This is a genomic window from Raoultibacter phocaeensis, from assembly GCF_901411515.1.
Taxonomy (GTDB): Bacteria; Actinomycetota; Coriobacteriia; order Coriobacteriales; family Eggerthellaceae; genus Raoultibacter; species Raoultibacter phocaeensis.
In genome coordinates this window covers 1,518,221-1,542,609 of the sequence record NZ_CABDUX010000002.1, presented here as the reverse complement: position 1 = coordinate 1,542,609, position 24,389 = coordinate 1,518,221, and the positions used below count along the sequence as shown (strand labels likewise).

The 24,389-nt window shown below is 58.8% G+C and carries 24 protein-coding genes; 18 read left to right on the top strand and 6 right to left on the bottom strand.

Annotated elements, in window-relative coordinates; translation table 11 throughout:
• Nucleotides 1-98: 98 nt before the first annotated feature.
• From lgt to rpmE, 3 genes are all read left to right on the top strand, one after another.
• Nucleotides 99-932 carry a prolipoprotein diacylglyceryl transferase gene (lgt, locus tag FJE54_RS14525; RefSeq protein ID WP_139653509.1) on the top strand — a complete coding sequence of 278 codons (834 nt, stop codon included), beginning with the start codon at nt 99-101 and terminating at the stop codon, nt 930-932.
• 38 nt (nt 933-970) lie between these two features.
• Nucleotides 971-1,351: a desulfoferrodoxin family protein gene (locus FJE54_RS14520; RefSeq protein ID WP_139653508.1), complete on the top strand. Its 381-nt coding sequence runs from the start codon at nt 971-973 to the stop codon at nt 1,349-1,351.
• A gap of 196 nt (nt 1,352-1,547) precedes the next feature.
• Nucleotides 1,548-2,030, top strand: a complete 483-nt coding sequence (rpmE, locus tag FJE54_RS14515) for a 50S ribosomal protein L31 (protein ID WP_139653507.1) — start codon at nt 1,548-1,550, stop codon at nt 2,028-2,030.
• 220 nt (nt 2,031-2,250) lie between these two features.
• Here the strand turns inward: rpmE and FJE54_RS14510 are convergent, their stop codons facing one another.
• Complete coding sequence (locus FJE54_RS14510; RefSeq protein ID WP_139653506.1) at nt 2,251-3,102, bottom strand: DUF364 domain-containing protein; 852 nt, start codon at nt 3,100-3,102, stop codon at nt 2,251-2,253.
• 110 nt (nt 3,103-3,212) lie between these two features.
• Here FJE54_RS14510 and FJE54_RS14505 point away from each other — a divergent pair, with 110 nt between their 5' ends.
• Both FJE54_RS14505 and FJE54_RS14500 read left to right on the top strand, forming a co-directional pair.
• Entirely contained in the window at nt 3,213-3,443 is a 231-nt protein-coding gene (locus FJE54_RS14505; RefSeq protein WP_139653505.1) for a hypothetical protein, read from the top strand.
• The gene (locus tag FJE54_RS14500) at nt 3,440-3,874 is read left to right on the top strand and encodes a hypothetical protein (RefSeq protein ID WP_139653504.1); all 435 of its coding nucleotides are present in this window, start codon (nt 3,440-3,442) and stop codon (nt 3,872-3,874) included. The genes FJE54_RS14505 and FJE54_RS14500 overlap by 4 nt, the downstream gene beginning before the upstream one ends.
• Nucleotides 3,875-3,966: 92 nt before the next feature.
• Here the strand turns inward: FJE54_RS14500 and FJE54_RS14495 are convergent, their stop codons facing one another.
• Nucleotides 3,967-5,238 carry an MFS transporter gene (locus tag FJE54_RS14495; RefSeq protein WP_139653503.1) on the bottom strand — a complete coding sequence of 424 codons (1,272 nt, stop codon included), beginning with the start codon at nt 5,236-5,238 and terminating at the stop codon, nt 3,967-3,969.
• Between the two features lie 177 nt (nt 5,239-5,415).
• On the opposite strand from FJE54_RS14495, the gene FJE54_RS14490 reads away from it, so the two are divergent.
• A complete protein-coding gene (locus tag FJE54_RS14490; protein ID WP_139653502.1) occupies nt 5,416-6,066 on the top strand; it encodes a flavin reductase in 651 nt (216 codons plus the stop codon).
• A 13-nt stretch (nt 6,067-6,079) separates the two neighbouring features.
• Here the strand turns inward: FJE54_RS14490 and FJE54_RS14485 are convergent, their stop codons facing one another.
• Nucleotides 6,080-6,976, bottom strand: a complete 897-nt coding sequence (locus FJE54_RS14485) for a class I SAM-dependent methyltransferase (protein ID WP_139653501.1) — start codon at nt 6,974-6,976, stop codon at nt 6,080-6,082.
• Between the two features lie 179 nt (nt 6,977-7,155).
• Here FJE54_RS14485 and thyX point away from each other — a divergent pair, with 179 nt between their 5' ends.
• Together thyX and FJE54_RS14475 are read left to right on the top strand one after the other, a co-directional pair.
• Entirely contained in the window at nt 7,156-7,836 is a 681-nt protein-coding gene (gene thyX / locus FJE54_RS14480) for an FAD-dependent thymidylate synthase (RefSeq protein WP_139653500.1), read from the top strand.
• Between the two features lie 2 nt (nt 7,837-7,838).
• Nucleotides 7,839-9,230 (top strand): DUF1385 domain-containing protein, encoded by a 1,392-nt coding sequence (locus FJE54_RS14475; RefSeq protein WP_139653499.1) that lies wholly within the window; start codon nt 7,839-7,841, stop codon nt 9,228-9,230.
• Between the two features lie 16 nt (nt 9,231-9,246).
• On the opposite strand, the gene FJE54_RS14470 is transcribed toward FJE54_RS14475, so the two are convergent.
• Together FJE54_RS14470 and tcmP are read right to left on the bottom strand one after the other, a co-directional pair.
• Entirely contained in the window at nt 9,247-10,035 is a 789-nt protein-coding gene (locus FJE54_RS14470; protein WP_180326753.1) for a radical SAM protein, read from the bottom strand.
• 32 nt (nt 10,036-10,067) lie between these two features.
• Nucleotides 10,068-11,270 carry a three-Cys-motif partner protein TcmP gene (gene tcmP, locus FJE54_RS14465; RefSeq protein WP_180326752.1) on the bottom strand — a complete coding sequence of 401 codons (1,203 nt, stop codon included), beginning with the start codon at nt 11,268-11,270 and terminating at the stop codon, nt 10,068-10,070.
• Between the two features lie 381 nt (nt 11,271-11,651).
• Between tcmP and FJE54_RS14460 the strand changes: the two genes are divergently transcribed.
• From FJE54_RS14460 to FJE54_RS14445, 4 genes are read left to right on the top strand one after another with little or no spacing between them, the layout of a single operon-like run.
• Nucleotides 11,652-12,374 (top strand): amino acid ABC transporter ATP-binding protein, encoded by a 723-nt coding sequence (locus tag FJE54_RS14460; RefSeq protein ID WP_139653496.1) that lies wholly within the window; start codon nt 11,652-11,654, stop codon nt 12,372-12,374.
• A 9-nt stretch (nt 12,375-12,383) separates the two neighbouring features.
• A complete protein-coding gene (locus FJE54_RS14455; protein ID WP_139653495.1) occupies nt 12,384-13,157 on the top strand; it encodes a transporter substrate-binding domain-containing protein in 774 nt (257 codons plus the stop codon).
• On the top strand, nt 13,150-14,751 hold the full coding sequence (locus FJE54_RS14450) for an ABC transporter permease subunit (protein WP_139653494.1): 1,602 nt from the start codon (nt 13,150-13,152) through the stop codon (nt 14,749-14,751). The genes FJE54_RS14455 and FJE54_RS14450 overlap by 8 nt, the downstream gene beginning before the upstream one ends.
• Nucleotides 14,752-14,753: 2 nt before the next feature.
• Entirely contained in the window at nt 14,754-15,407 is a 654-nt protein-coding gene (locus FJE54_RS14445) for an amino acid ABC transporter permease (protein WP_139653493.1), read from the top strand.
• A gap of 549 nt (nt 15,408-15,956) precedes the next feature.
• On the opposite strand, the gene FJE54_RS14440 is transcribed toward FJE54_RS14445, so the two are convergent.
• Nucleotides 15,957-16,445, bottom strand: a complete 489-nt coding sequence (locus FJE54_RS14440) for a hypothetical protein (RefSeq protein ID WP_139653492.1) — start codon at nt 16,443-16,445, stop codon at nt 15,957-15,959.
• A gap of 433 nt (nt 16,446-16,878) precedes the next feature.
• Here FJE54_RS14440 and FJE54_RS14435 point away from each other — a divergent pair, with 433 nt between their 5' ends.
• The 6 genes from FJE54_RS14435 (at nt 16,879) to tmk (ending at nt 24,383) form a co-directional block, all read left to right on the top strand.
• Complete coding sequence (locus FJE54_RS14435) at nt 16,879-19,392, top strand: DNA topoisomerase I (RefSeq protein WP_139653491.1); 2,514 nt, start codon at nt 16,879-16,881, stop codon at nt 19,390-19,392.
• Nucleotides 19,393-19,736: 344 nt separating this feature from the next.
• The gene (locus tag FJE54_RS14430; protein ID WP_139650786.1) at nt 19,737-20,771 is read left to right on the top strand and encodes an IS1595 family transposase; all 1,035 of its coding nucleotides are present in this window, start codon (nt 19,737-19,739) and stop codon (nt 20,769-20,771) included.
• 411 nt (nt 20,772-21,182) lie between these two features.
• Complete coding sequence (gene mdh, locus FJE54_RS14425; RefSeq protein ID WP_139653490.1) at nt 21,183-22,106, top strand: malate dehydrogenase; 924 nt, start codon at nt 21,183-21,185, stop codon at nt 22,104-22,106.
• Between the two features lie 12 nt (nt 22,107-22,118).
• On the top strand, nt 22,119-22,967 hold the full coding sequence (locus tag FJE54_RS14420; protein WP_139653489.1) for a fumarate hydratase: 849 nt from the start codon (nt 22,119-22,121) through the stop codon (nt 22,965-22,967).
• Nucleotides 22,957-23,487, top strand: coding sequence for a FumA C-terminus/TtdB family hydratase beta subunit (locus FJE54_RS14415; protein WP_139653488.1), 531 nt, complete (start codon nt 22,957-22,959; stop codon nt 23,485-23,487). Before FJE54_RS14420 ends, FJE54_RS14415 begins: the two co-directional genes overlap by 11 nt.
• A 29-nt stretch (nt 23,488-23,516) precedes the next feature.
• Nucleotides 23,517-24,383 (top strand): dTMP kinase, encoded by an 867-nt coding sequence (gene tmk, locus FJE54_RS14410; protein ID WP_139653487.1) that lies wholly within the window; start codon nt 23,517-23,519, stop codon nt 24,381-24,383.
• The last annotated feature ends 6 nt before the right edge of the window (nt 24,384-24,389 follow it).

Here is a 24,389-nt window from a genome sequence, read left to right as displayed (position 1 = left end):
TAGGGATCGAGCGGGCCGGACGCAAGATAATTCGAAGTGTCCAGCTGACTGGTGTATAGTCGCGCCGCTTGAAAGCGGCGCTTTTTCTTGGAGGATACATGCTCAACGACATCTACCAGAACCTCGACCCGATAGCGTTCTCGCTCGGTCCGATCGTCGTCAGGTGGTACGGCATCGCCTACGTGCTCGGCTTCATCTGCGCAGGCTATATCATGTATCGGGTGTCCAAGCGCTGGAGGGTTCGCATCGATGCGGACTCCCTGCTCACGATACTCCTCTGCGTCATCGTCGGCGTCATCGTCGGCGGCAGGCTCGGCTACGTACTGTTCTACACCAACGGAGCCTACCTCGAAAACCCCCTTGAGATACTCGCGTTCAACCATGGAGGCATGAGCTTCCACGGGGGGCTCATAGGCGCTTTGCTCGCGGGAATCGTGGCGGCGAAGATAACGAAGATCCCCTATTTGACGTTAGCCGACATGGGTTGCATCGGCGCTCCGCTCGGCTTGTTCTTCGGACGGTGCGCCAATTTCATCAACGGCGAGCTCTGGGGTGCTCCCGCTGATGCTGCCTGGGGCGTCGTGTTCGGCGGCAGTGCCGGCATGATGCCGCGCCATCCCTCGCAGCTCTACGAAGCGCTGCTTGAAGGCGTGCTTCTGTTCGCGGTGCTTTTCATCTTGTCGCGCAAGCTGCCTCCGCGGCCGCGCGGCACGTTTCTCGGGGTGTTCCTCATTCTGTACGGTTGTTTTCGGTTTGTCATCGAGTTCGTCCGTGAGCCCGATGTGCAGTTAGGATATCTGTGGGGCGGGTGGCTTACCATGGGCCAGCTGCTCTCGGTGCCCCTGATCGTGGTGGGCATCGGTGTGTTGGTTTATGCGATTAAGATGAAGCTGCCTCAGCAGGGGCTTCCAGAATTGCAACCAAAAGAGTAGCATATAAGAAAAGACGAAAACCCACCGAGGAGGAAACCATGGACGTTACGTTCTATCACTGCACGCACTGCGGAAACATCGCTGTCAAACCGTTCGATTCGGGAGTGCCGCTGGTATGCTGCGGCGAGAAGATGGAAGAGCTTAACGCGAACACCACCGATGCGGCGCTTGAGAAGCATGTTCCCGACGTGAAGGTGGACGGCGCGAACGTCCATGTGCAAGTGGGGAGCACGCTGCATCCCATGACGCCCGAGCACTATATTACGTTCATCTGCCTTGTTACCGAAAACGGCTACCAGATCGCCGAACTGAACCCCGAGGATGCGCCTGTGGCCGACTTCGCCGTCGCCGAGGGCGACAAACCGCTCAAGGTATACGAGTACTGCAACATCCATGGGCTGTGGGTCGCAGAACTCTAAGCACTTCGGATCGTTGAATCGAAGCATCGCAGAATCGGTCGCAGTGCGGCCGGTTTTCTTGTGTGCAGGGTTTGTGAGGGCAATCGGTAAAACTGCAGCCGCTGGAAACTCTGTGTGGAATCACCCGCGAGTGTGCTATTATATGAAAGCTTGTCTTCGCCTTGGTCGGAAACCAAGGCCTGTAAAGGAGAAACCAATGAAACAGGGAATTCATCCGGACTACATGGACTGCACGGTTACGTGCAGCTGCGGGAACACCTGGCAGACCCGCTCCACGAAGCCCGAGCTGAGGATCGACCTCTGCAACAAATGCCATCCGTTCTTCACCGGCCAGCAGAAATTCATCGACACCGGTGGACGCGTCCAGCGCTTCGCCGATAAGTTCGGTTCCGCAAAAGAGACCGTCGCCGCACGCGAGGCTGCTAAACGAGCCGAGCGCCAGGCAGCCATTGAAGCTGCCGAAGCCGCCAAGAAGGCGGAGCGCGACGCGAAAGCCGCCGAGAAGGCTAAACGCGCTGCCGAGTTTGCCAAGAAGGCTGAAGCCGATGCCGTGAAAGCCGAGGAAGAAGCCACGGCGACCGAGGTTGAGGCTGCCGAAGAGGCTATCGCCGACGCCGCCGCCGAAACCGCACTCGAGGCTCCCGCAGGGGAAGCCAAGGCTGAGGAAAGCGCCGAGTAGTACCCTTCTTGATCGAGGAACATCGAGCACGAACCAAAGATCCGGTCTTGGGCCGGATCTTTTGCGTGGGGCCTTGTCGGCTGCGATGCGCTTCTCATCCGCTGCGATCCTCTCGGGGGGAGTGCCTGTGGTGCACCTACTTGGACGCTCCCCACCAAGCCCGTCGTTCGGGTTTGCGTTTTCCCGCGTAGGTTCTTCGAGCACAGCAATGCCCGTGCGGCTAGCGGGCCTCTCGCGAGATCGTCATCATCGCGAGCGCTTCGCCGAACAGCTTGCCCGCACCTGACATGACGGCAAAGCGCGCCTTGTCGGGATCCGCTACCACGCTGCCTGCAAGCGATTCGACGCCCCAATCGAACAAGAACGGGGAAGCCACAACGCTCGGACCCACCATGACGGTTGTCGCGTTCTTCGTGAGATCAAGCAGGCGGGGAGCGGTTTTGTTGATAATGGTCACGCCGGTGACGAACGCGAAGTCCGTCGTGGGAAGCACGTACTCGCAGGCGGGGTCAGGCGTGTCGAGCTCTTGGGTGCAGGAACGCTCAAGCACCGTTAGGTCGGCGTATTCGGCTATGCGGTCGACGTGAGGGAAGTGTCCGACTACGGTAACACGCTTACCGCCCATTCGGGGGCGGTAAAGTTCGAAGGCGTCCATTTTGCGAACGGTTCCATCGGGTAGGTTGACTGCTTCGTCGTATACAGCGCCGAGCGGATCGAGCAGCTCGGGTTGAGAATACCAGGCGTTCAGGCCCGCAACGCCGAGCGAGGCTTCCTCGAAGCACCACGACTTCGAAAGCTCGGCAACGGCTTTGAGCGGCATCCCGCGCAGATCGGTAGTGTAGGTGCGGCGTGCGCCGCCCTTGCAGGTGAAGCTCACGCCCATGCCGCACTCGGCTTCGACGTAGGACCAATGGGTGCCGAGGCAGTAATCGGTTACGCGTATGTCGTCGGGGATATGGCCGATCAGATGGTTGTAGAACTTCCACGGCGTCGCATGATCGTAGGTGCCGGGAAACGCGATCTCGGTTTGGTTCGGATTCGAGGCGCAGCAGTCTTTCTCGGGGCATCCCATTGGTTTCTCCTATCGATTCCCTGTTGGGTGCAAGCGCTCATCCGCTTGCGCGAAACATTGTCTTTGATACAGTATAATACTCCCAAACCGACGCGAGAGGAATGTCTTCGATGCTCTTTATCCTGACTGGGGCCGTGCAGACCGGTAAAACACGCTGGCTCGAGCGGCTTGCCGCTACGCTGGATGAGGGAGGCGTCGTATGCGTCGGGGTGCTCGCGCCCGGTGTATGGCGAGAGGCTTCGGAGCAGGGCGATCGGGAGAAGGTGGGCATCGACAACGTACTTCTTCCTGCTGGGGATCGGTTTTCGTTTGCGAGAAGACGCGATCTTTCCGATGGGTGAGAGACGGTGCGACATCGCAAAGCGATGAAGCGCGGCTCGGATGGGCGATCTTCGACGATGCGCTCGAGCGGGTGAATGGCTACTTCTCAAGTCTGGGGACGGCTTCGCTCGCGTGCGCTGCGGCGGATCGAATGCGCGTGCCGTTCGGATGCGGCGGACAATCGGCAACCGCAGCGGCGGGTTCTGCGGAATTCCTCATAGTCGACGAGATAGGGCGTTTGGAGCTCGAGCAGAAACGCGGACTCGATGCGGCAATGCGGTTGCTCGATGAAGGCCCCTCGCCGCTTAGGCCCTGCGCCCTCGTTGTCGTGAGGGATTGGCTTGCAGGCCAGGCCGCGCGGCGTTTCGAGGATGCTTGGGGCACGCCGACCGTCATCGGCCCCGACGAAGCGGGCTGGCATGCGGTTTTGGCGGCGTACGGAATGGAATAAAGCGCGACGATTGAGCGCTTGCGGGCCCGTGCCGCAACCTTTGATGAGAGGCGCGGGCTGCGCGTTGAAGCGTTACGGTACCAGACGCAACCTCAGCGCCGATGCGGTGCGGCTATCGGATGCGCGGGGGAGGACGGATCGGTGTCCTTGATTCCTGCAAGCGAGACCTTCGAACGCAGCAGGAAAGCCCATGCAAGGCCTGCAACGACCATGGTGCCTGCGATGATCGCTCCGACTCCGATGACGAAGTTCGGCCAGGGAAGCACGGCAAGCACCATACCCACGCAACCGATCGCGGTGTGGGCGAAGTTGATCAGCGAAGCCGCTGCGCCCGTTTCGCCTTTTTGCTGGGAAAGCAGGATATTCGTGCTATAGGGCCTTATGCACGCTTCCGTCATGGCGAATGCGAGAAACGTCGCGCAAAAGAGGAAGGGCGAGAGCTCGCCGAAAGCGAGCATCGCTAAACCCGAGACGAACGCCACCGAGAGCAGGATGGTCGTGAATCTCCGTGCGCTCAGATAGTGGGATGCCTTGAGCCAGATGAGGGGGCCTGCGGCGGTGAGCAGGGCGGCTATGGCAAAGAAATAGCTGTATTCGAGCTCGGTCAAGCCGAAGAACGTGATGTAAATGTACGAGCCGACGGCGATGTAGGCCATGAACGGCAGATTGAAGAGGCCGACGATGCACAGAAACGATGTGAACCCCCTGTTCTTCGCAACGGTGCCGAGTTGAGCGAGGCTTCCGAGAATCGACCCGTCGAAGCGGCTTTTTTCGGGAAGCGTTTCCTGAAACATGAGTGCAAGCACCGTGCAGAGAAGCCCGACGGCGGCAAGCACCCAAAACGTCATATGCCAATCGGCGATCTGTAGCACGAGGGCTCCCACCACCGGTGCGAGTACGGGACCGACCACGAACATGACCTGCACGATCGATAGGATCGCTTCGCGCTTTTCGGGAATGATGGCGTCTTTCACGACGGCGGTCGAAACGGCGCTCACAGCTCCCGCGCCGAGTGCTTGCAAGACGCGCATGCCGATGAGAACCCAGATATCGGGGGCCATCGCGCAGAGCGCGCTTGCGGCTGTGTAGACGACCATGCCCGCTACCAGCACGGGCTTGCGTCCGTAGCGGTCGCTTGTCGGCCCGAACAAAAGCAATCCGACGGCAAAGAAGAGAAAGTACCCGGCTAGGGTGAGATTGACGGTTCCTGCATCGGTCTCGAAATACTCGGTCATGTGAGGGATCGCCGGCGTGTACATGTCGAGCGAGAGGGGAGTGGCGAGGCTGGTCACCACGAGCAGGGCGATGAGCCCGAAGGGCCCGAGGAATCGTTGCGGCTGAACAAGCCATTGGTTCAGGTTCATTGAACATCTCCTTCAGTTCAGAGAACGCGACCCAAAAAAGGGATTACAAGCAAGCTACTGTAATGATCTGATCTGCAAATACCGCAAAATCCGCCGATCATCACAAAGTCACCATTTTGTTCCGCATCCCTCTACAAGTGCTAGAATTGCATGCGGTCAACAACCGAAAGGACAACCATGCTCGACACGAACGCTTTTCGCAGCATATCGTACGGACTCTACCTCGTATCTTCCTACGTCGATGGGAAAGCGGCTGGATGCACGGTCAACACCTTCGCGCAGGTAACATCTGATCCTTTGCAGGTAAGCGTTGCGATCAACAAAGAAAACCATACGGCTTCGGTTATCTGCGAAGCGGGCATGTACACAGCGGTGAGCTTGTCGCAGAATGCTTCGATGGAGCTCATCGGGCGGTTCGGGTTCTTCTGCAGCCGTGACGTCGACAAATTCGAATCGTATTCGGTGCAGGCCGACGGCTACGGCTTTCCCTATATCGCCGAGCAGACGGTCGCGCGCTTCACCGTTCAGGTGAGCGATTCGATCGATCTCGGCACGCACCTTCTCTTCATCGGCACCGTCATCGAGGCGGAAATCCTTTCCGACGATAAGCCGATGACGTATGCGTACTACCACAGCGTCAAGGGGGGCAAAACGCCTCCGAAGGCTTCGAGCTACCTCGGCGAGACTGCCGAAGCGAGCGAAACCCCTCGCATCGCGTGGCGCTGCACCGTTTGCGGCCACATCGAGGAGGTCGACGAGCTTCCCGAGGATTTCATATGCCCGGTGTGCGGGGTCGGCAGAGAGCTCTTCGAGCGAATCGAGCTCTAGATGCCGCGCTCACTCAGTGTTTTGCGTCCCATGCCAAAAACGCCCAGGTGACGATGCGCTTATAGTCGAGCGTGAACTTCTTTTGGGGAAGCCCCTTCTTGTCGGGCGCACCTGCATCGGGGTTAGCGATCACGTGCTCGTGCGTCCAGTCGCGCAGTCGGCTGAGCGCTGCGTGCGCTTCGGGGGATTCCTTGTCTGCCATCGCGTCGAGTACCATGCGCGAGAGGTCCTCGTACGCGTCGTCTACGCTGTCGAACGTATCGGTGCGGGTACTCTGTATGTAGCTCACCTCGGGCAGGATGCTCGCAGTCGCGAGGATGTTGAACGCATAGAGAAAATCGTTGCCGAACTCGTTTTTCACGCCGAGGTCCGAAAGGATGCGTGCGTCCATACGCGGCGACGAGCCGGTTGAAAGCGTGATGCATACGCGTCGGCGCGCAACGCGACTCAGGCGCACGAGCGCAGCCTTCATGTCGGAAACGGCGATCGAGCGCGAGGCGATGGACACATCCACCATGTTTTCGCGCACGCCGTGCGCCTCCCAATCGTCCTCCCAGCTCATGAGCTTCGGGAAGACGGTCGTCACGTTCTTTTCGCGCAGTTCGGATTCCATGACGTCGAGCATACCTTGGGAAAAATCGCAGGCGACGACCTTGTGTCCTTCGGCTCCGAGAGGAATAGACAGACTCCCTGTTCCGCATCCCATGTCGAACACGCTTTCGCCCGGCTCGATGCGGGCCAACTCGAGGAAGCGCTCGACGTAGGCGTTCGGCGCGTCTTTGGTGGAAAACGTTTTGGAGCGCTTGTCCCAGTACTCCGCGTTATCGGCTTTGCGGCGCGCGATTTGCAGGCGCTTCCACTCCTCGTTCCAATCGGTCGCCGAGAGCAGAGGTGTGAAGTTTTGCGTCATGGGGATCCTTTCGCCGTACGGAGCATCCTAACTTCTAGTACTATACTAACAAAACGCGGATCGATCCGCGCCCGCAAACGTTCTTCCGATCCGACCGCGTACGGCCCAGCCGTCCTCTGGATCGGGATGGGCGGCCGGCGAGCCGTTCCGAACCATACGACGAGGAGTGCAAGACGTCCATGCAAGTCGAGCTTTTATACCACACCCCCGACCCCGAACGCGCCATCGCCACGGCGGCGCGTCTGTGCTATGCGCCAGTCGGCGCCTCCGAGCTTATGGAGACGATGCCCGAAGAACGGGTGAAAAGCGTTCTGTCCACCATCATGCAGAGCGGACATTTCTCCACGCTCGAACATGCGAGCTACACGTTCGCGGTCGATGGCGTGTCCCGTGCACTGACCCACCAGCTCGTGCGCCATCGCATTGCGAGCTTCAACCAGCAAAGCCAACGCTACGTGAAGTTCACCGACGGCCTTTCGGTCATCAAGCCCGAAAGCGTTGCAGCCGATCCCGCAACGAGCGAGGTGTTCGACGAGGCTATCGGGGCGGCGCTCACCGCATACGCGAAGCTGCTCGAAGCGGGGGTGCCCGCAGAGGATGCGCGCTACCTGCTTCCCAATGCCGCCGAGACGAAGATCGTCATAACGATGAACGTGCGGGAGCTTCTGCATTTCTTCGAGTTGCGCTGCTGCAACCGCGCGCAATGGGAGATTCGCGCGATGGCCGACGAGATGCTCGCCCTCGCGAAACCGACGGCTCCCTACATTTTCATGGATGCCGGCGCCCCGTGCATTCGGGGGGCGTGTCCTGAGGGTAAAATGACCTGCGGGAACCCCTTTTCCCGGATTACGAGGCAGTAGCGATGGCGGAAAACAAGAGCGATCTATCCCGCGCATTCAAAGAAGACGGCGCGCTCAAGACCCATGTCGGCGGCCAGGCGCTCATCGAAGGCATCATGATGCGCGGCAAGTTCAACTGGTCGGTGGCCGTACGCGAGCCGTCGGGCTCCATCTACATCGAGGAGCACGACCTCAACTCCGGGAAAAAGAAGAACGGCTGGATGTACTGGCCGCTCGTGCGCGGGTGCCGCGCGCTCGTCGAGTCGCTCATACTCGGCTACAAAGCGCTCGAGATCGCCGCGCTCCATGCGTTTGCAGAGGAATCCGGCGAGAAGGAAGACGGTAAACCGGCAAAGACACAGGAAGCGGCCGCTTCGCCTGCTACGGGTGCGGTTGACGGCGGCGAGACGGGCTCTGCTGCGGATCCGATCGCTTCGGATGACGGTGCGAGTTCGGAAGGATCCGCTGGCGTCGCCGAAGAGCGGCCCTTCTCGTGGAATGACGATTTCGGACGCCCCGATACCGTAATCGACGCGCTCGGAGCGCAAACCGAGCTCAAGGTCGAGCACATCGAGGAATCGGGGCGCGAGCACCTGAAGCGCGCCGAGGAAGTGGCTGCTGCCGAGGCGGCTTTGCTCGAAGGGGAGTTCTCGGAGCCTGAAGAAAAGCAGAAGAAATCGTTCATGGACGAGGAAGTCGAGTTCGGCAAGAAGGAGATGGCCCTCTCCATGGTGCTCGGCCTCGTGCTCGGCGTCGTGCTGTTCATCGTGGCCCCGGCGTTCATCACGAATCTCATCGTGGGCGAGTATGACCAGAACACGCTTCTCTGGAACGTCGTCGACGGCCTTCTGCGCGTTGCGGTGTTCGTGTTCTACATCTGGTTGATCGGGCGCATGGGCGAGATCAAGCGCATGTTTGGCTACCACGGTGCCGAGCATAAGACCATCCACTGCTACGAGCACGGCCTTGATCTCACGCCCGAGAACGCCCGCAGCTTCCCGCGCCTGCACGTGCGCTGCGGCACGGCGTTCCTCATCATGGTCATGGTGATCGCGATCATCGTGTACACGGTGACGCCCATAAACGCGCTCATCGACGCATGGGGCGTGCCCGACGGGGCACCGAAGCTTGCGCTCGTCATCCTCGTGCGCATCCTGCTCATGCCCGTGATCGCCGGTATCTCCTACGAGATCACGGTGAAGTGGGCGGGGAGCCACCCCGACAACCCGCTTGTCAAGGTGATCCTCTGGCCCGGCATGCAAATGCAGTACCTCACCACCAACGAGCCCGATGACGGCCAGATCGAGTGCGCAATCGCTGCCATGCAGCTCGTGCTCGAGCGCGAACGGGCCGAAGAAGCCAAGGCGGCGGGTCAGCCGGCGAGCGAAGCGGCGCGAGCAGCAAGCGGCGCATAGGGACGGGATGCTGGTTTTATCGGTGCGATAAAACCCTTTTATTCGATTCGGTTTCGGTGGGCCTTGCGCAATCAAGCATCGTTCCGTTTTTGATATGGTAATCGATGCCATGGGTTTTGCAGAAGGTAATGACCTCATACGCTCTGTCTGTATACCATCTCTTGGCTTCTGGAAAAGAAGATACCGTTTTATTGTAGTTGGTTCGTCCGAATATGATGCGGTCGGCAAAGGAAACGGCATTGAGCAGCGTATCGAGTTCTTGCTTGATGATGTTCGGGGTCGGATAGGGTTCTATGCTTACCCATGTTTTGCATCCGGCATCATGCAGCGCCTTAAGCGCCGCTATGCGTTCAAGATACGGTGAAGCCCCTGGTTCGGCTTCTACTCTGTATTCTTCCGAAAGCGATACGAGCGTAATTCCGTAGACGTTCTCGGCGGAATACCCAGACAGCTCGCGAGGGAGGATTCCTTTGGTGAGGGCTACTACGGGGATTGCGTTCTCATTCAATTTTGCAATGGAAGCCAAGCTCATCGAGCAAATTTCGTCGTATCCGTACATAAATGGATCCGTGGTGAAGCAAAGCTGAACAGTATTGATTTTTTCCTTGTATCGCGGAATTTCGCTATCAAGCAGTTCGAGCGTGTTCGATACCAATTTCGGCTCGCACCACTGTTCGTAGGTTTTTGCTTTTCCAAACCGTTTCGCCATCAAGAAAGCATAGCACGGATATCTGCACCCATGGCTGCATCCCTGAACGTGGTTCATGGTGTAATCGCCGTATTCGACGCCGGTTTTGTATAGCATGCTTTTTCTTGTGATGTGTTCCAAGGTGTCGTTCAGCTCCCCATGCGTCTTCTTATGAATTCGATGCGGTTATTGCTCCAGGAGGACGAATTGGCGTGCGGATCAGCTCGTTGGATTACGCCGTCATGTTCGAATGGAGCTATAAATCTTTTTCCGAGTTCTGACGATCTGTATGTTACTCCAGTTGCAGAAATGAGTTTTGCGATTATGACACCAAGTTGTATTTTTCGGTCAAACGGCATGGTGGCGACGAGCTTTTCTGCGGTTTGCTGTATTTCATCGTCGCGAGATGATCCTAAGAGTTCGCCGTCGATGTCCTCATCGAAAAGGCTCGATTGGGGATTGTGATGCCTTTTGCGGACTATCATGTTGTCATTCATGGTAATGCATCCATCGGGATGGTTCGTCATATGCATCATACGGTATTTGAGCGTTTTGCTTCCAGGTATGGTTATCGGCATGCTGATAACGTACGTATAAAGATTCGCTGCATTTTGTCGATATCGATCGGATATGGCCTTTTCGAGATCCCAATAATTATCTGTTCCTGACTTGTGCGACTGCGCCATCTCGAGCCACCAGTTACCTCCAAGTATCCTGTCGAGTCTGAGCGTCCGCTGCTCGTCGCTCCCTTCGAAACGCATTTCGTTTCCGTATTCCACGTCTTTCGGAACCATCCCGTTTATTTTTTTCACACAAAACATTTCTCTTAATAAGCCTGGCGAGCAAAAGTTAAGAAGAATCTCCGATGATGTGATATTGTTTCGAATCGTTTTAATGTGTCCGAAATCCAAGTCGATTATTCCAAAAGGATCGATGTAGAAAAAGGCCGAGAGGTGTTTAGACGTCGTTCTCGCAGCATCTACAACTGCAGCTAAGTTTTCTTCGTAAGAAGCGAAAACGGCCGTTTCGCTTGCCGCATGCATCCTTGTCCCAATCGCTTCTTCAAGGCTGGCTCTGTAGTCGGCTTTCTTTTCCGAAAAGAAGAATGCAGCATCATTGTATCGAGGGTTATGCTCCTTGACGTGCTTGTCGTAGATTCCTAGAGCGATAAGGGGCGATCCTGAAGATCCATCGTGAAACAAGCCTGGACCCGAAAACCCGTCAAAATAGATAAGCTTTTCAGCTCTCATGCTGATTTTTGCAAAATAGGGTACCAGGTAAGCCGAAAGAAGGTCATCCTTGGTTTTCGACCAGCTCTTTTTCTCGACAAAGAACTTCCGATCTTGTTTCATTGGCATTCCTTAAAATCAATAAATAATGAGCATTATAAATCTAGTTTGATCTGTTGTAAAGACAATGAGCCAACTATCAGATTTCTGATCCGAACATTACCGCGCCGTACAGCATGGCTTTGCCTTCTGCGAAAGAGATAGACGCATGCTCGTATTTTGGACTATGTTGGCCGTTTTTGCGCGCTTGCCTCTCATCTGGGCCGTCCCGATACGGCAACGCAACCGTCATACGCTCGTTACCGAGCGGATTAAGCGGAGCGGTACAATAGCGCCATCCGTTTGGCCTGATGGACGCAAACGGTCTCTTCCCGTTGCGCGGTTTTAAGGCGTTTGCTGTCTCACGTGCGCGGGAGCGTGTCGGACGAACGTTTGGGAGCTGTCATGATATCAGTGCGCAACATCACGAAGAACTTCGGAAAGGTCGAAGCGCTCAAAGGCGTTTCGCTTGAGGTTGAAGAGGGTGAGAAAGTCGTTATCATCGGCCCTTCCGGTTCGGGGAAAAGCGTGCTCATCAGATGCATCAACGCGCTCGAGATTCCCGATTCGGGCGAGATCGTCGTCGACGGCATGAATTTGTCCGATCGCAAGGTTACCTCGCGAGCGCTCGCTCGCGAAGTGGCCATGGTGTTTCAGAGCTACAACCTCTACCCGCACAAGACCGTGCTCGAAAACGTCACGCTCGCGCCGGTGAAGGTGCTCAAGGTGGATAAGGCCGAGGCCGAGAAGACGGGGCTGGCCTATCTGGAGCGCGTCGGTCTTTCAGACAAGATCGACAAGTACCCCGATCAGCTCTCGGGCGGCCAGCAGCAGCGCGTCGCCATCGCACGCGCCCTCAACATGCATCCGAATATCATGCTCTTGGACGAGCCCACGAGCGCTCTCGATCCCGAGATGGTCCAGGAAGTACTCGACGTCATCAAGTCGCTTGCCGAAACGAACATGACCATCGTGATGGTCACCCACGAGATGGGCCTTGCCCGCGAGGCGGCCGACAAAGTCGTGTTCATGGAAAACGGCCTGGTGGTCGAACAGGGAACGCCCTCTCATATATTCGACGATACGAGCAACCCGCGTATCCAGAGCTTCCTCTCGAAGATACTCTAGGCGGCTGCCATGCTGACGAGAAGAGATTTCATACGCACTGCGGCCCTTGCGGCCGGCAGCCTTGCGATAGGCGGCGGGTTGGCTGGATGCGCAAGCGGCGACGTGCTGCGCGTCGGGACGAAGATCGATGTGCCGGGTTTCGGGTTCCAGAATCCCGAATCGGGCAACATCGAGGGCTTCGAAGTGGACATCGCCCGCGAGCTTGCCGCGCGCATCAAGGGCAGCCCCGACAAACTCGAGGTCACCGGCGTGAACGTGACCACGCGCGGCATCATGCTCGACAACGGCACGCTCGATGCGACACTCGCCACCTTCACCATCACCGAAGCGCGCAAGAAAAGCTACAACTTCTCGCAGCCCTACTTCACCGACCACATCGGGGTACTCGTGAAAAAGGATGCGGGCATACGCGAGCTCGCCGACTTAAACGGCAAGACGGTCGGTGTCGCCTCGAGCGCGACGACGCGCGACAAGCTCACGCAAGCGGGCGACGAGATCGGCATCCACATGGAGTTCGCCGAGTACGCCACCTATCCCGAAATCAAGATCGCGCTCGTGACCGGGCGCGTCGACGCGTTCTCGGTCGACCGCTCGATCCTTATGGGGTATCTCGACGATTCGACGATGCTGCTCGATGCGCAGTTCGCGCCCCAGGAGTACGGCATCGCCACCAAGAAGACCAATACCGAGCTCGCCTCGCAGATCGACGACGCGCTCACTGACATGATGGACGACGGCACGCTTGCCTCCCTCGAAGAGAAATGGGGGCTCGAAGATGCTTGATGCGTTCGCGTGGTTCAAGTGGGAAGCGCTGTTTGCGCGCTGGCCCGAAATCCTCTCAGCCTTCGGTACGACGGTGCTCGTGTCGTTCTTCGCGCTCATCTTGGCGCTTGTGCTCGGCATCGTGTTCGGCGTGCTTTCGGTATCGCGGTTCGCCGTTTTGCGCGCGATCACGCGCGTGTACGTCGAAGTGGTGCAGAACGTTCCCTTGCTGTTGCAGGCATTCGTGTTCTATGCGCTTTTGCCGCTCATCGGTATCAGCATGGAGACGCTCTACATCGGCATATTCGCCATCGGCATCTACCATGGCGGCTACATATCCGAGGTTGTGCGAAGCGGCATCGGCTCGATCCACCGCGGCCAGTTCGAGGCGGCGAAAAGCCAGGGATTCTCGTACTGGCAGGCCATGTTCGTCATCATTTTGCCGCAGGCCATGCGCATCATCATGCCGCCTTTGGCGGTGCAGGCAGCGAACCTTGTAAAGAATACATCGATCCTCGCATTCTTCGTGGGCGGCGAGATCATGTACTTCTCGAACTCGTTCGCAGGCTCCACGAGCTACTATGGGCCGGTGTATCTGATCGCAGCGGTGCTGTACTTCATCATCTGTTTCCCCCTGTCGCGCCTTGCGCTCTACCTTGAGCACCGCACCCGCTCGCACAAGCATGTGACCACGGGCGACGCGACCGAGCACTTGGCCGCCGATCCGACCGAGGTTACGCCTGGCTCGCATGACATCACGGGACAGGCGGCAGCTGACAGTTTGGCTGCCGGCGTCCAGACGATGCACGAGACCGTGGATATCGCGCCCGCTGTCGTTGCTCCCTCGCCGCGCCATCCGCTCCATGTAATCGTCGATCCGAACGACCCCGATTCGATCCGCCAAGCCTATCCGATCACCGGCCGCCGCGCCGCAGAGATCGCCGACGAGATCGGTCGCGAAATCCAGCAGCAGATCGAAGACGAGTGCGATGGCGATGAGGCGTGCGTGAGGCGCAGAACCTACACCAAAGCGGGCCGCACCGGTGCAAAGAGAAGGCTTCTTGCGAAGAAGATCGTCCAAGAGGCGGCGGAGAACCCCGAAGTAGCCGATGCGCTTGCCGACCGCATGGCTGAAGGCGCCCTGTCGGTCGAGCGTGCCGAGGCGAACCGTAAGGCCGCCATGCGCGCCGCCGAGCATGCTGAAGCCGTAAAGCAGGAGACGGTGCAGGTGGTATCCGAGGCGAAGGAGGCCGTGAAGCAAGCCGCCGCAACGGTGAAGGATACTGGTTCCATCCCGAAGATCACTGACGAGCAGGTAAAACGTGCGAAGGCTGCCGAAGAGGCAGCGCTTTCCGTCGAGTCGTTCGACGACAACGAGTTTCTATCCGATCAGATCGAGGCGCTCGAGAAGCTCCACCAGAGCCTCGGCGGCCAGGCGGCGGGCGAGGGCGGCGGCGCCAAGGACGCACACCCGAACCCCGAGCTTGAAAGCGCGGATGGCGAGAACGCCCGCGACACCGAGCCGATCGACGAGTCCGGAACCGATCCGCAAGACGCGTTCGACGGGCGCGATCCTCATACGCGCACATCCGATGACGGAAGGGAGGCGAAGTAGCCATGGCAGAACTCTTCACTTGGGTGAACATGCGGTTCTTGCTGCAAGGTCTCGGCATGACGCTCTTCATCTCCGCCATCGCGATTCTATGCTCAATCGTGCTCGGAACGATCATCTCGATCATGCGCACGTCGAACAGCCGCGTGCTTTCCGCCATTGCAACGGTGTACATCGAGATTTTCAAGAACACGCCGCTGCTTCTGTGGATCATGTTCACGTTCTTCGTGGCGCAACTGCCGCCGATGGGTGCCGCCGTACTCGCGTTTACGCTGTTCACAAGTGCGAGCGTTGCCGAAATCGTGCGCGGCGGGTTGGCGAGCGTACCGTTCGGCCAGTACGAGGCGGCCAAGAGCCAGGGTTTCTCGCTCGTGCAGACCTACGTGCTCATCATCTTGCCGCAAGCGTTGCGCAACATGATACCTGCGTTGCTTTCGCAATTCGTGACCACGATCAAGGATACGAGCTTCCTCTGGGGCGCTATGGCGCTTCAAGAGCTCATGGGCCGCGGCATGATCCTCATGAACAGCTACAACTCGACCGAGCAGATTTTCATGATCTTCGGCATTATGGCCGTGCTGTACTTCATCGTGTGTTTCACCCTCTCCCAGATCGTACGCGCCTATCAGCGCAAGCTGAAGAAGGGAAGGGAAAGCTAGGGCTGAGCGCGGTGCGGCCAGGTTTGTGGGAGTCGCATCGGTTGATCTTTTCCGGATATGGCGAACCTACGCGTATCATCGCTGTTACCTGAATCGAGTCGGGTCAAACATGCTCGTTGTTGCATTGCGGAGCATGAGGAAGCCCCGCAACGTGTGCCTGACCAGGTTGCCTACCGTGTTTTCGAGGCGCGTCAGCAATCGAGCCACATGGCACGATTGCTGACGCGCTATCTCCGCTCCGCTTCAACGAATGAAAGCGCCCTCCGCGTCGTGCCTGATCAGAGCAGTATGCTCCCTTTTTGAGGATATTATTCCCCTTCGCGGATCATGCCATATGGCATGATTTTCGCCATACCATACCAAGCTATGCCGAGCATGCTGAGTCGTGGATGGTAATCGGTTCAAAGCGTTATCGTCCGCGCGCGGTGAACGGTCGTGGTCCGTCGATCAAAAACAGCTGAGCCGACTCGCCGATTCCGTCGATCCGGCGGGCCTTTCCAGGGAGCCCTCGTTGTGGCTCCGACCGCAGCGTCGAGTGCGCGGCGCGTCCTATGCCGCTTGGTCGAGGTACTGCTCGGCGAGTTGCAGATAGGGGAGATACGCCTGAGCCGATTCGGGAATCTTCATAGTCACGTTTTGCCCGTAGGCGTTCACGGTGATGTATTCGGGGTCATCGTAGTAGGTGAGCGTTCCATCGAGGCCCGCGTAGCTGCCCGAGATCGAGCCGAGCTCTTCGGCTGAATTCGGCAGTACGGCGGCTTCCCAATTCTGCACGTCGAGGCTGTAGACGATCTGGGCGCAATCGGCTTCGCTCAAGCCGGTGGCTGCGGATATCGTATCGAGGTTGTCATGGAGCGCGCTCGCCGCCTTGCTCTTAAGGCCGCTCACGTCTATGAGCGCGTTCATGCTGGCCGCTCTGAGACCGGCTATGGGGTCGTTTTCATCCGACGAGGCGATGGTGGGTACGAACATGATGACGAGGATGCCTGCAATGAGGAGTGCAATGAGACCGGTAAAAGCCACGATGACTTTCTTCATACTGCGCTCCTTTCGGTTCGTTGCGGTTCGTGACGGGTGCCGCCGCTGGTTCATGTGTGCGTCGTCGATGCTGCTGGTATACAGGGTGCGTTTACGGTGCGTGTATCGGGCAGGTCGACGGCTTCCCGTAACCGTAGAGTAATCCATAACGCGGCGATTCATAGAATGTGCGCCGTATCTTCAACGGGTGCGGACAACATCTCTACGGATTAACCAAAACTGATCGACAAAAAACAAATCTGTTGCATGGTGCGAAAATCGTGTATGCTAACAAACTGTTTTGGCTCCGCTGCCGTCTTTCGCCGAACGAATCGACTGAATCGGCGTAACGGAGTGAAGCGAGCACCATCCCCGCACACGTAAATAAACGAATGGGGCATCGTGTGGACGAAAGCGCCGGACGGTATCTGGCAGCAAGAACAGGAGGAACCGCGTGAAACTGGTGGTAACCGAGAAGAACGACGCGGCTCAGAAGATCGCCGATTTGCTCGGCGCGACAAAACCTAAAGCCGATAAGGTGTATTCGACGCCGGTATACCGGTTTGACATCGATGGCGAGGAATGGGTGACGATAGGCCTGCGCGGCCACATCCTCGAGCCCGACTTCGCGCCATCGCTCGTATACAAGAAATCGAAGGGCTGGCAGGGTGTCACGGAAGAGGGCGAAGTTCTGCCCGCTACGCTGCCCGCAACGCTGCCCAAGCCCCCTTTCAAGAAAAAGAAGCCCTTCACTCCCGATGGCGTTGAGCTTAAGGCATGGAAGATGGACGCGTTGCCGTATCTCGTGTACGCGCCCATCGAGAAGCTTCCGAAGGAGAAGGAGATCATCCGCTCTCTGAAGACGCTTGCGAAGAAGGCCGACTCCATCGTGATCGCTACCGACTTCGACCGCGAGGGCGAGCTCATCGGCTCGGATGCGCTTTCCTGCATCCAGGAGGTCAACCCGACCGCGCCCGTTTCGCGGGCCCGCTATTCGGCGTTTACGAAAGAGGAGATCACGCACGCCTTCGACAATCTCGTCGAGCTCGATACCGATCTTGCCTCAGCGGGCGCCTCGCGCCAAGACATCGACCTCATCTGGGGTGCGGTGCTTACGCGCTATCTCACGCTCGTGAAATTCGCAGGCTACGGCAACGTGCGCTCGTCGGGCCGCGTGCAAACGCCCACGCTCGCGCTCATCGTCGCGCGTGAACGCGAGCGCCTTGCGTTCACGCCTGAGGACTACTGGGTCATCAAGGGCATGTTCGGCGAGGGAGACGACGCGTTCGAAGCCCCGCACGAGACGGCACGCTTCAAAGTGGAATCCGAGGCGCAGGCCGTCATGGCCCATATCGAGGGCAAGACCTCCGCTACCGTTGCTTCGGTCGAGAAGAAAAAGCGCACGGTTGCACCTCCTGCCCCCTTCAACACCACTTCGCTCATGGCCGCCGCATCCGCCGAGGGCCTTTCACCGGCGCGCACGATGCGCATCGCCGAGAGTCTGTACATGGACGGCTACATCTCGTATCCCCGCGTCGACAACACGGTGTATCCCGCCTCGCTCGATTTGGCCGAGACGGTGCAGAATCTCATGGGCAATCCCGCTTACGCACCGTACTGCAAGGAGCTTCTGGCGAAACCGAAGCTCACCGCCACGCGCGGCAAGAAGGAAACGACCGACCATCCGCCCATCTATCCGACCGCATCGGTGACGCCCGACGATCTACCCGCGGCCGAGTACAAGCTCTACAACCTCATCGCCCGCCGCTTTCTGGCGACGCTCTCCGAGGCGGCTGTCGTCGAGGGTACGAAGGTGGGGCTTTCGGTTGGGGGCGAGACGTTCGTCGGTCGCGGCGATGTGCTCGTGAAACAGGGTTTCCGCGCAATCTACCCGTACGGTCTCAAGAAAGACGAGCAGCTGCCCGTGCTCTCCGAGGGTCAAGAGATTGCGTTCGGCGGCGCGACGTGCACCAAAAAGCAGACCGAGCCGCCCGCCCGCTACAGCCAGGGCAAGCTCATCCAGGAGATGGAGCGCTTGGGCCTCGGTACCAAATCGACGCGCCACTCCATCATCGAGCGTTTGTATGCCGTGAAGTACATCATGAACGACCCGATCGAGCCCTCACAGCTCGGTATGGCCGTATGCGATGCGCTCGACAAGTTCGCGCCGCATATCACGCACCCCGACATGACAGCCGAACTCGAAAGCGAGATGGACAACATAGCGGCCGGCTCGACCTCGAAGGATGTGGTCGTCACCAACTCGCGCAACCTCCTCTCCGAGCAGCTCGGCGAACTCATCCCGCATTCCGAAGAGGTGAAAGAGGCGCTCGCCGACGCGGTGGCCGCCGACGCCTACATCGGGAAATGTCCGAAATGCGGCAAGGATTTGCAGCTGCGCGCGTCGCAGAAGACGCGTTCGATGTTCATCGGCTGTTCGGGATGGCCCGACTGCGATGTGACCTATCCCGTACCCAAAGGCAAGGTCGAATCGACCGAGGAGCCGTGTCCGACCTGCGGCATGCCCCAGATCAAGGTGACGGCGTTCCGTTCGAAACCGAGAACGCTCTGCATCGATCCCGCATGCGAGACGAACCAGGAACCCGACATCGAGGTGGGCGAGTGCCCCACGTGCAAGGCTGCGGGCAAGACCGCAAAGCTCATCGCGCAGAAGAACCCGCGCACGCTCAAGCGCTTCATCCGCTGCGAGAACCACGAGGAATGCGGCACGGGGTATCCGTTGCCGCAGTACGGCAAGCTTACCGCCACCGACGAGGTGTGCGAGCATTGCGGAGCTCCGATGGTCATCGTCACCACGAACCGCGGACCCTGGAAGCTCTGCCCGAACTTCGATTGCCCGGGCAAGGAGAAAGACGAAGCGAAGGGCGCGAAGAAGGGCGCCAAACCCGCCGCCCGGAGCACGTCGGCGAAAAAGGGTGCGAAGAAGCCTGCTGCGAAGAAGAAATAGCGGTAGGTGTGTGAGCTCGCGCCTTCGGGCTGTGCCGCGGGTTGCAGTGCAGACCGAAGGGCCCCACGGGTTCTCTGCTTTAGCTTGAACGGATAGGATGCGGATGCCCGACCACCGCCGCAGGCGAGGCGGTGGCCGGGTACGTCGGGAGCGAGTGTACCGGGAACCTCCGTATGGACGGCGTTCTTTCGCGCTGGAATCCTCGAACGTACTGCGGGCGGAAAAACTCGAATCGAGTACCAGTTTTTTGGCTGTGTTAGACCACTGTTGACAAGAACACTTGTACCAAAAAGGCTCTCCAACTATACTGAAAGTTATCAGACGACCAGTAAGGAGAAGAGCCTATGCTTGAGATTCTACACCAACTTTTGCCCCAGCTAACCCGCGCTGAGAAAATCGAGATGCTCGCCCACCTAAAAGAAGCCATTGCCGAAGAGCTGATCGTTAGCTCTGAAGGCAACGGACCTTCCGTTTGTCCGCACTGCGGCTGTGCGCGCTTCACCAAGAAGGGCCATGGCCGCTCAAGAGAACAACGATGGCTTTGCGGCGGCTGTGCGCGGACCTTTTCCGGTGCGACCAAAGGACTGCTGGCAAACTCGAAGCTCAGCGGAGGGGCGTGGATGAGCTTTGCCGCATGCATGGTGGATGCATTGAGTCTTCGGGAGTCTGCCAAGCGTTGCAATACCTGCCTTTCCACCGCCTGGTTCATGCGCCACCGCCTTTGTGAGGTGATGGCGAAAAGACTCATGCCTTTTCGTGTCGGGAAAGGGTCAGCCTGCCAGATCGATGAAACCATAGTCAATGAGAATCTCTCGGGGAACTGGACCAGATCAGGGTCTGTTTCGCTACCGAGAAAACCCCATAAGCGGGGGAACGCCATACATGTTTCGGGGTCGTCCAGGGAAAGGATCAGCATCTTAACCGGCATCAGTGACCGGGGAGACTGCTTCTGCGAGGTGTGCTGTCGGGGCAAATCGAGCATCGAAGATATCGAGGCGCTCCTAAAGGGCAAGGTCGAAAAAGGGGCCATCGTATCAAGTGACTGGGATGCAGCTTACCCCAAAGCCTTGGCATCGATCGGTGCGGGGCATAGGCGTTATTGCACATCATCGGGTAAGGGGTATAAGATCAACATGGTCAATGCTCTCCATTCACGCTTGAGGGATTTCCTATTCCCGTTCAAAGGTGTTTCCACAAGGCGCCTTAAACATTACCTTGACTGGTTTTGCTACGTTGAGCAATTCAGGAAAAGCGATGCTGACCGTCGTGAGGTGCTGTACTCAAATGCCATAAGCGGAACATACGAGACGACCAGAAGGAACTATCCTTCAACTCCGTTTCCCTTCGGAGAGTACTGGAATATGTCAACAGTGGTCTAACACAGCCAGTTTTTTGCGACTTGTGCACACTGAGAGATTCGTTTCGTTACGTGAAACGATGAGTATGCGGACTTTGGCTCGCACGCGGCTGCGTTTGCCCTGATGGCATTTTTGCGACGGTTCGCGCGACCGCTGTTCCGTCGCCGCGTCACCGGACTGCCGTATAGTTTTGTGCACAAGTCGAAAAAATCTGCTGAAAGTCGTCCGTTTTCGTGCCGAGTCTTCATGCCTATCGTTGTTCGGCTGGAACCGCGTCAGCGGTTGCCACGAGGTTCTTCCATCGTGCTCGGTCGGGATGCGACGCTGGTTTTGCGATGCCGTTCGGCGTAAGGTTTTCGCAGACATTGTGCGTCGGAGCCGGTTCGCGATACAATGCCGATGAAAACTTTCACGAGTAAGGAGCGATACAGTATGCCTAAGGTAACCATTGTCGGAGCAGGAAACGTCGGAGCTACGGCGGCCCACATCATCGCGTCGAAGAACCTTGCCGACGTCGTGCTCGTGGATGTCGCTGAGGGGCTACCCCAGGGCAAGGCGCTCGATATGATGCACATGCGCGGGGTCGAGAAGTTCACGGTCACCGTTTCCGGTTCGAACGACTACGAGGCTACGAAAGACTCCGATGTCGTAGTCATTACCGCAGGCATCGCCCGCAAACCCGGCATGACACGCGAAGATCTGCTCGGTGTGAACGCGGGCATTATGTCCTCGGTCATCGATGCGGCGCTCGAAGCGTCTCCCGATGCCGTCTACATCTGCGTGACGAACCCGCTTGACGTGATGACGTATCTTGCGTACAAGAAGTCGGGCTTGCCGACCAACCGCCTCATGGGCATGGGCGGCGTGCTCGATTCGTCGCGTCTGTCGTTCGCCGTCTGCGAGAAGCTCGGCTGCCTTCCCGAAGATGTGGAGGCTTGGGCGCTCGGTGCGCACGGGGAAGGCATGGTGTGCTGGCCGCGTTTCACGACGGTGCAGGGCACTCCCATCACCGAGCTCATGAGCGAGGACGATGTGGAGGCGGTCGTCGAGCGCACGGTCAAGGGCGGTGCCGAGGTTGTGGCGCACCTTAAGACCGGCTCTGCCTATTACGCGCCAGGCGCTTCGATTGCCAAGATGGTCGAGGCCATCTTGGGCGACACCAAAGAGATCATGAGCGTATGCGCCTACATCGACGGCGAGTACGGCATCGAGGACCTCTACATGAACATTCCTGTGCGTCTCGGAAAGGGCGGTGTCGAAGAGATCGTCGAGTTCGACCTGACCGATGATGAGCTCGCCGCACTGCAGGCTTCGGCCGCAAGCGTTCGCGCGGGTCTTGCGAACTTACCCGAGTAGCAGGCTTGCCGCATGGGCAGAACCGTTACAGCGCATGAGGTAGCCGATGCCGTCTACGCGGCCATTCCGCGTCTGGCATGCGAGCTTCCCGCCGATATACGCGCAGGCCTTAAGGCGGCGCGGGATGCCGAGGAAAACCCTCGCGGCCGTATCGTGCTCGACCAGCTTGTCGAGAACGCCCGCATCGCCGCAGCCGACCAAGTGCCTATCTGCCAGGATACCGGCACGGTGTGGGTGAGTTTGGAAATAGGACCCGACGTCGCCGTTTTGGGCGATGTGTTCTCGTGCGTCGACGAGGCGGTTGCGCGCGCTTACCAGGAGGCGAACCTGCGCAAATCGGTCGTGAAAGACGCGCTGTTCGACCGGGGAAACACCGGCGATAACACGCCGGCGTTCACCGATATCCATGTTGTGGACGAGCCTGGGGCGGCCAGGCTTTGCATCATGCTCAAAGGAGGCGGCTCGGACAACGCGAGTCGCGTGGTTATGCTCGTGCCGGGTGCGGGAAGAGCGGGTGTGGTCGAAGCCGTGCTTTCGTGCGTGCGCGAGAAGGCCGCAAATGCATGCCCCCCGCTCATCGTCGGCGTCGGCATCGGCTCGACATTCGACAAGGTGGCTGGGCTTGCGAAGCGAGCGCTTATGCGACCGCTCGACCAACCTGCCCCCGACAAGGAAACCGCGGCGTTCGAGCGCGAACTACTCGAAGCGATAAACGCAACCGGCATCGGCGCGGGCGCGCTCGGCGGACACGCGACGGCGCTCGGCGTGCGCGTGCAGACCGCACCCTGCCACATCGCGGCGCTGCCCGTTGCCGTGAACATGGGGTGCTCGGCTATGCGGAGGTGTACCGTTGAGCTCTAAGAATCTGTCGCTTCCGCTTTCGAAAGAAGAAGCCGCAACCCTTCGCGCGGGCGATGCCTGCACGCTGACGGGTCCGATGTATACGCTGCGCGACGCGGGCCATATCCGGCTTCTTGCGGAGCTCGAAGAGCAAGGCGAGCTTCCCTACGGGCTTGCCGGACAGACGATCTTCTACGCGGGGCCCACGCCCCCGGCCGCCGGACGGCCGTTCGGCGCGGTCGGTCCCACTACGGCATCGCGCATGGACTTCGCGGCGCCCGACCTCTATCGGGCGGGCATCGTCGCAACCATCGGCAAGGGCGCGCGTTCGGCTGACGTGCGCGAAGCGTGCAGGGAAACGGGTTCCGTTTATTTTGTGGCATGCGGGGGCGCTGCGGCGTTTCTCGCGCGTTGCGTGGAAAGTTCGGAGACCTTGGCGTATGATGAACTCGGTACGGAAGCGCTGCGTCGCATAGAGGTTGCGGGCTTTCCGGTATTCGTGGGGCTCGATGCCTCAGGAAACGATATCTACTCGCTGTAAAGCGGTTAACGGTTAGAGGTACTGCATTCGTGGACACAGAGAAACCATATCGCGGGGCGCATGCCCCTGGCATCTTCATAACGTTCGAGGGGGGCGAAGGCGCCGGTAAATCGACGCACATTCGCTTCCTCGCCGAAGCGCTCGAGGAGCGCGGCTTCGAGGTGTTATGCCTGCGCGAACCGGGAGGTACGGCCATCGGCGAGGATCTGCGCTCCATCGTGCTCGATCCCGAGAACGCGGGTCTTGCCGACGAGGCGGAGCTTTTGATCTACGAGGCAGCCCGCGCGCAGATCGTCTCGGAGGTGATCGCTCCGGCACTTGAGCGCGGGGCGGTTGTCTTGTGCGACCGCTTCTACGATTCGACGGTTGCCTACCAGGTGTTCGGGCGCGGTCTTGACCGCTCGTTTGTGGATGCCGCCAACCGGTTCGCAAGCCAAGGCGTGCGCCCCGATCGCACTATCCTGCTCGCCGTAGGCGGTTCGGCCGATGACGGTCTCAAGCGCGCCACTCACCACGGCGAAGCCGACCGCCTCGAACTTGAAGGCGCTCGGTTCCATGCCCGCGTAAACGAGGGGTTCATGGAAATCGCCGCAGCCGAGCCCGATCGCATCCGCGTGGTGGCTTCCGCTGCGCGGAAATCGGATACAGCTCGTGCGGTGTTCTCGGAGCTTGCCGATCTTTTCGAGTGGATGGGCGATCCTGCGTGCGCTGACGACGCGCTGTTCGAGAAAATCGATACCGGCTACTACGGCAACAAGAAAGCCATCGGCGCGTGCGACGATGAGTGCGAGCATTCATGCGGCACAGGCGATGTCCTGTTCGGCGAGGATATCGGCGAGACTCCGTTTGGCGGATGTTTTGGCGATGCTGCCGAGGCGTCGCGCAAGGGCATGTGAGTATCC

Coding starts and splice junctions, on each gene's coding strand:
- lgt (WP_139653509.1), top strand. CDS start 99: ATGCTCAACGACATCTACCAGAACCTCGACCCGATAGCGTTCTCGCTC.
- FJE54_RS14520 (WP_139653508.1), top strand. CDS start 971: ATGGACGTTACGTTCTATCACTGCACGCACTGCGGAAACATCGCTGTC.
- rpmE (WP_139653507.1), top strand. CDS start 1,548: ATGAAACAGGGAATTCATCCGGACTACATGGACTGCACGGTTACGTGC.
- FJE54_RS14510 (WP_139653506.1), bottom strand. CDS start 3,102: ATGGGATGCCCCGAGAAAGACTGCTGCGCCTCGAATCCGAACCAAACC.
- FJE54_RS14505 (WP_139653505.1), top strand. CDS start 3,213: ATGCTCTTTATCCTGACTGGGGCCGTGCAGACCGGTAAAACACGCTGG.
- FJE54_RS14495 (WP_139653503.1), bottom strand. CDS start 5,238: ATGAACCTGAACCAATGGCTTGTTCAGCCGCAACGATTCCTCGGGCCC.
- FJE54_RS14490 (WP_139653502.1), top strand. CDS start 5,416: ATGCTCGACACGAACGCTTTTCGCAGCATATCGTACGGACTCTACCTC.
- FJE54_RS14485 (WP_139653501.1), bottom strand. CDS start 6,976: ATGACGCAAAACTTCACACCTCTGCTCTCGGCGACCGATTGGAACGAG.
- thyX (WP_139653500.1), top strand. CDS start 7,156: ATGCAAGTCGAGCTTTTATACCACACCCCCGACCCCGAACGCGCCATC.
- FJE54_RS14475 (WP_139653499.1), top strand. CDS start 7,839: ATGGCGGAAAACAAGAGCGATCTATCCCGCGCATTCAAAGAAGACGGC.
- FJE54_RS14470 (WP_180326753.1), bottom strand. CDS start 10,035: ATGCTATACAAAACCGGCGTCGAATACGGCGATTACACCATGAACCAC.
- tcmP (WP_180326752.1), bottom strand. CDS start 11,270: ATGAAACAAGATCGGAAGTTCTTTGTCGAGAAAAAGAGCTGGTCGAAA.
- FJE54_RS14460 (WP_139653496.1), top strand. CDS start 11,652: ATGATATCAGTGCGCAACATCACGAAGAACTTCGGAAAGGTCGAAGCG.
- FJE54_RS14455 (WP_139653495.1), top strand. CDS start 12,384: ATGCTGACGAGAAGAGATTTCATACGCACTGCGGCCCTTGCGGCCGGC.
- FJE54_RS14450 (WP_139653494.1), top strand. CDS start 13,150: ATGCTTGATGCGTTCGCGTGGTTCAAGTGGGAAGCGCTGTTTGCGCGC.
- FJE54_RS14445 (WP_139653493.1), top strand. CDS start 14,754: ATGGCAGAACTCTTCACTTGGGTGAACATGCGGTTCTTGCTGCAAGGT.
- FJE54_RS14440 (WP_139653492.1), bottom strand. CDS start 16,445: ATGAAGAAAGTCATCGTGGCTTTTACCGGTCTCATTGCACTCCTCATT.
- FJE54_RS14430 (WP_139650786.1), top strand. CDS start 19,737: ATGCTTGAGATTCTACACCAACTTTTGCCCCAGCTAACCCGCGCTGAG.
- mdh (WP_139653490.1), top strand. CDS start 21,183: ATGCCTAAGGTAACCATTGTCGGAGCAGGAAACGTCGGAGCTACGGCG.
- FJE54_RS14420 (WP_139653489.1), top strand. CDS start 22,119: ATGGGCAGAACCGTTACAGCGCATGAGGTAGCCGATGCCGTCTACGCG.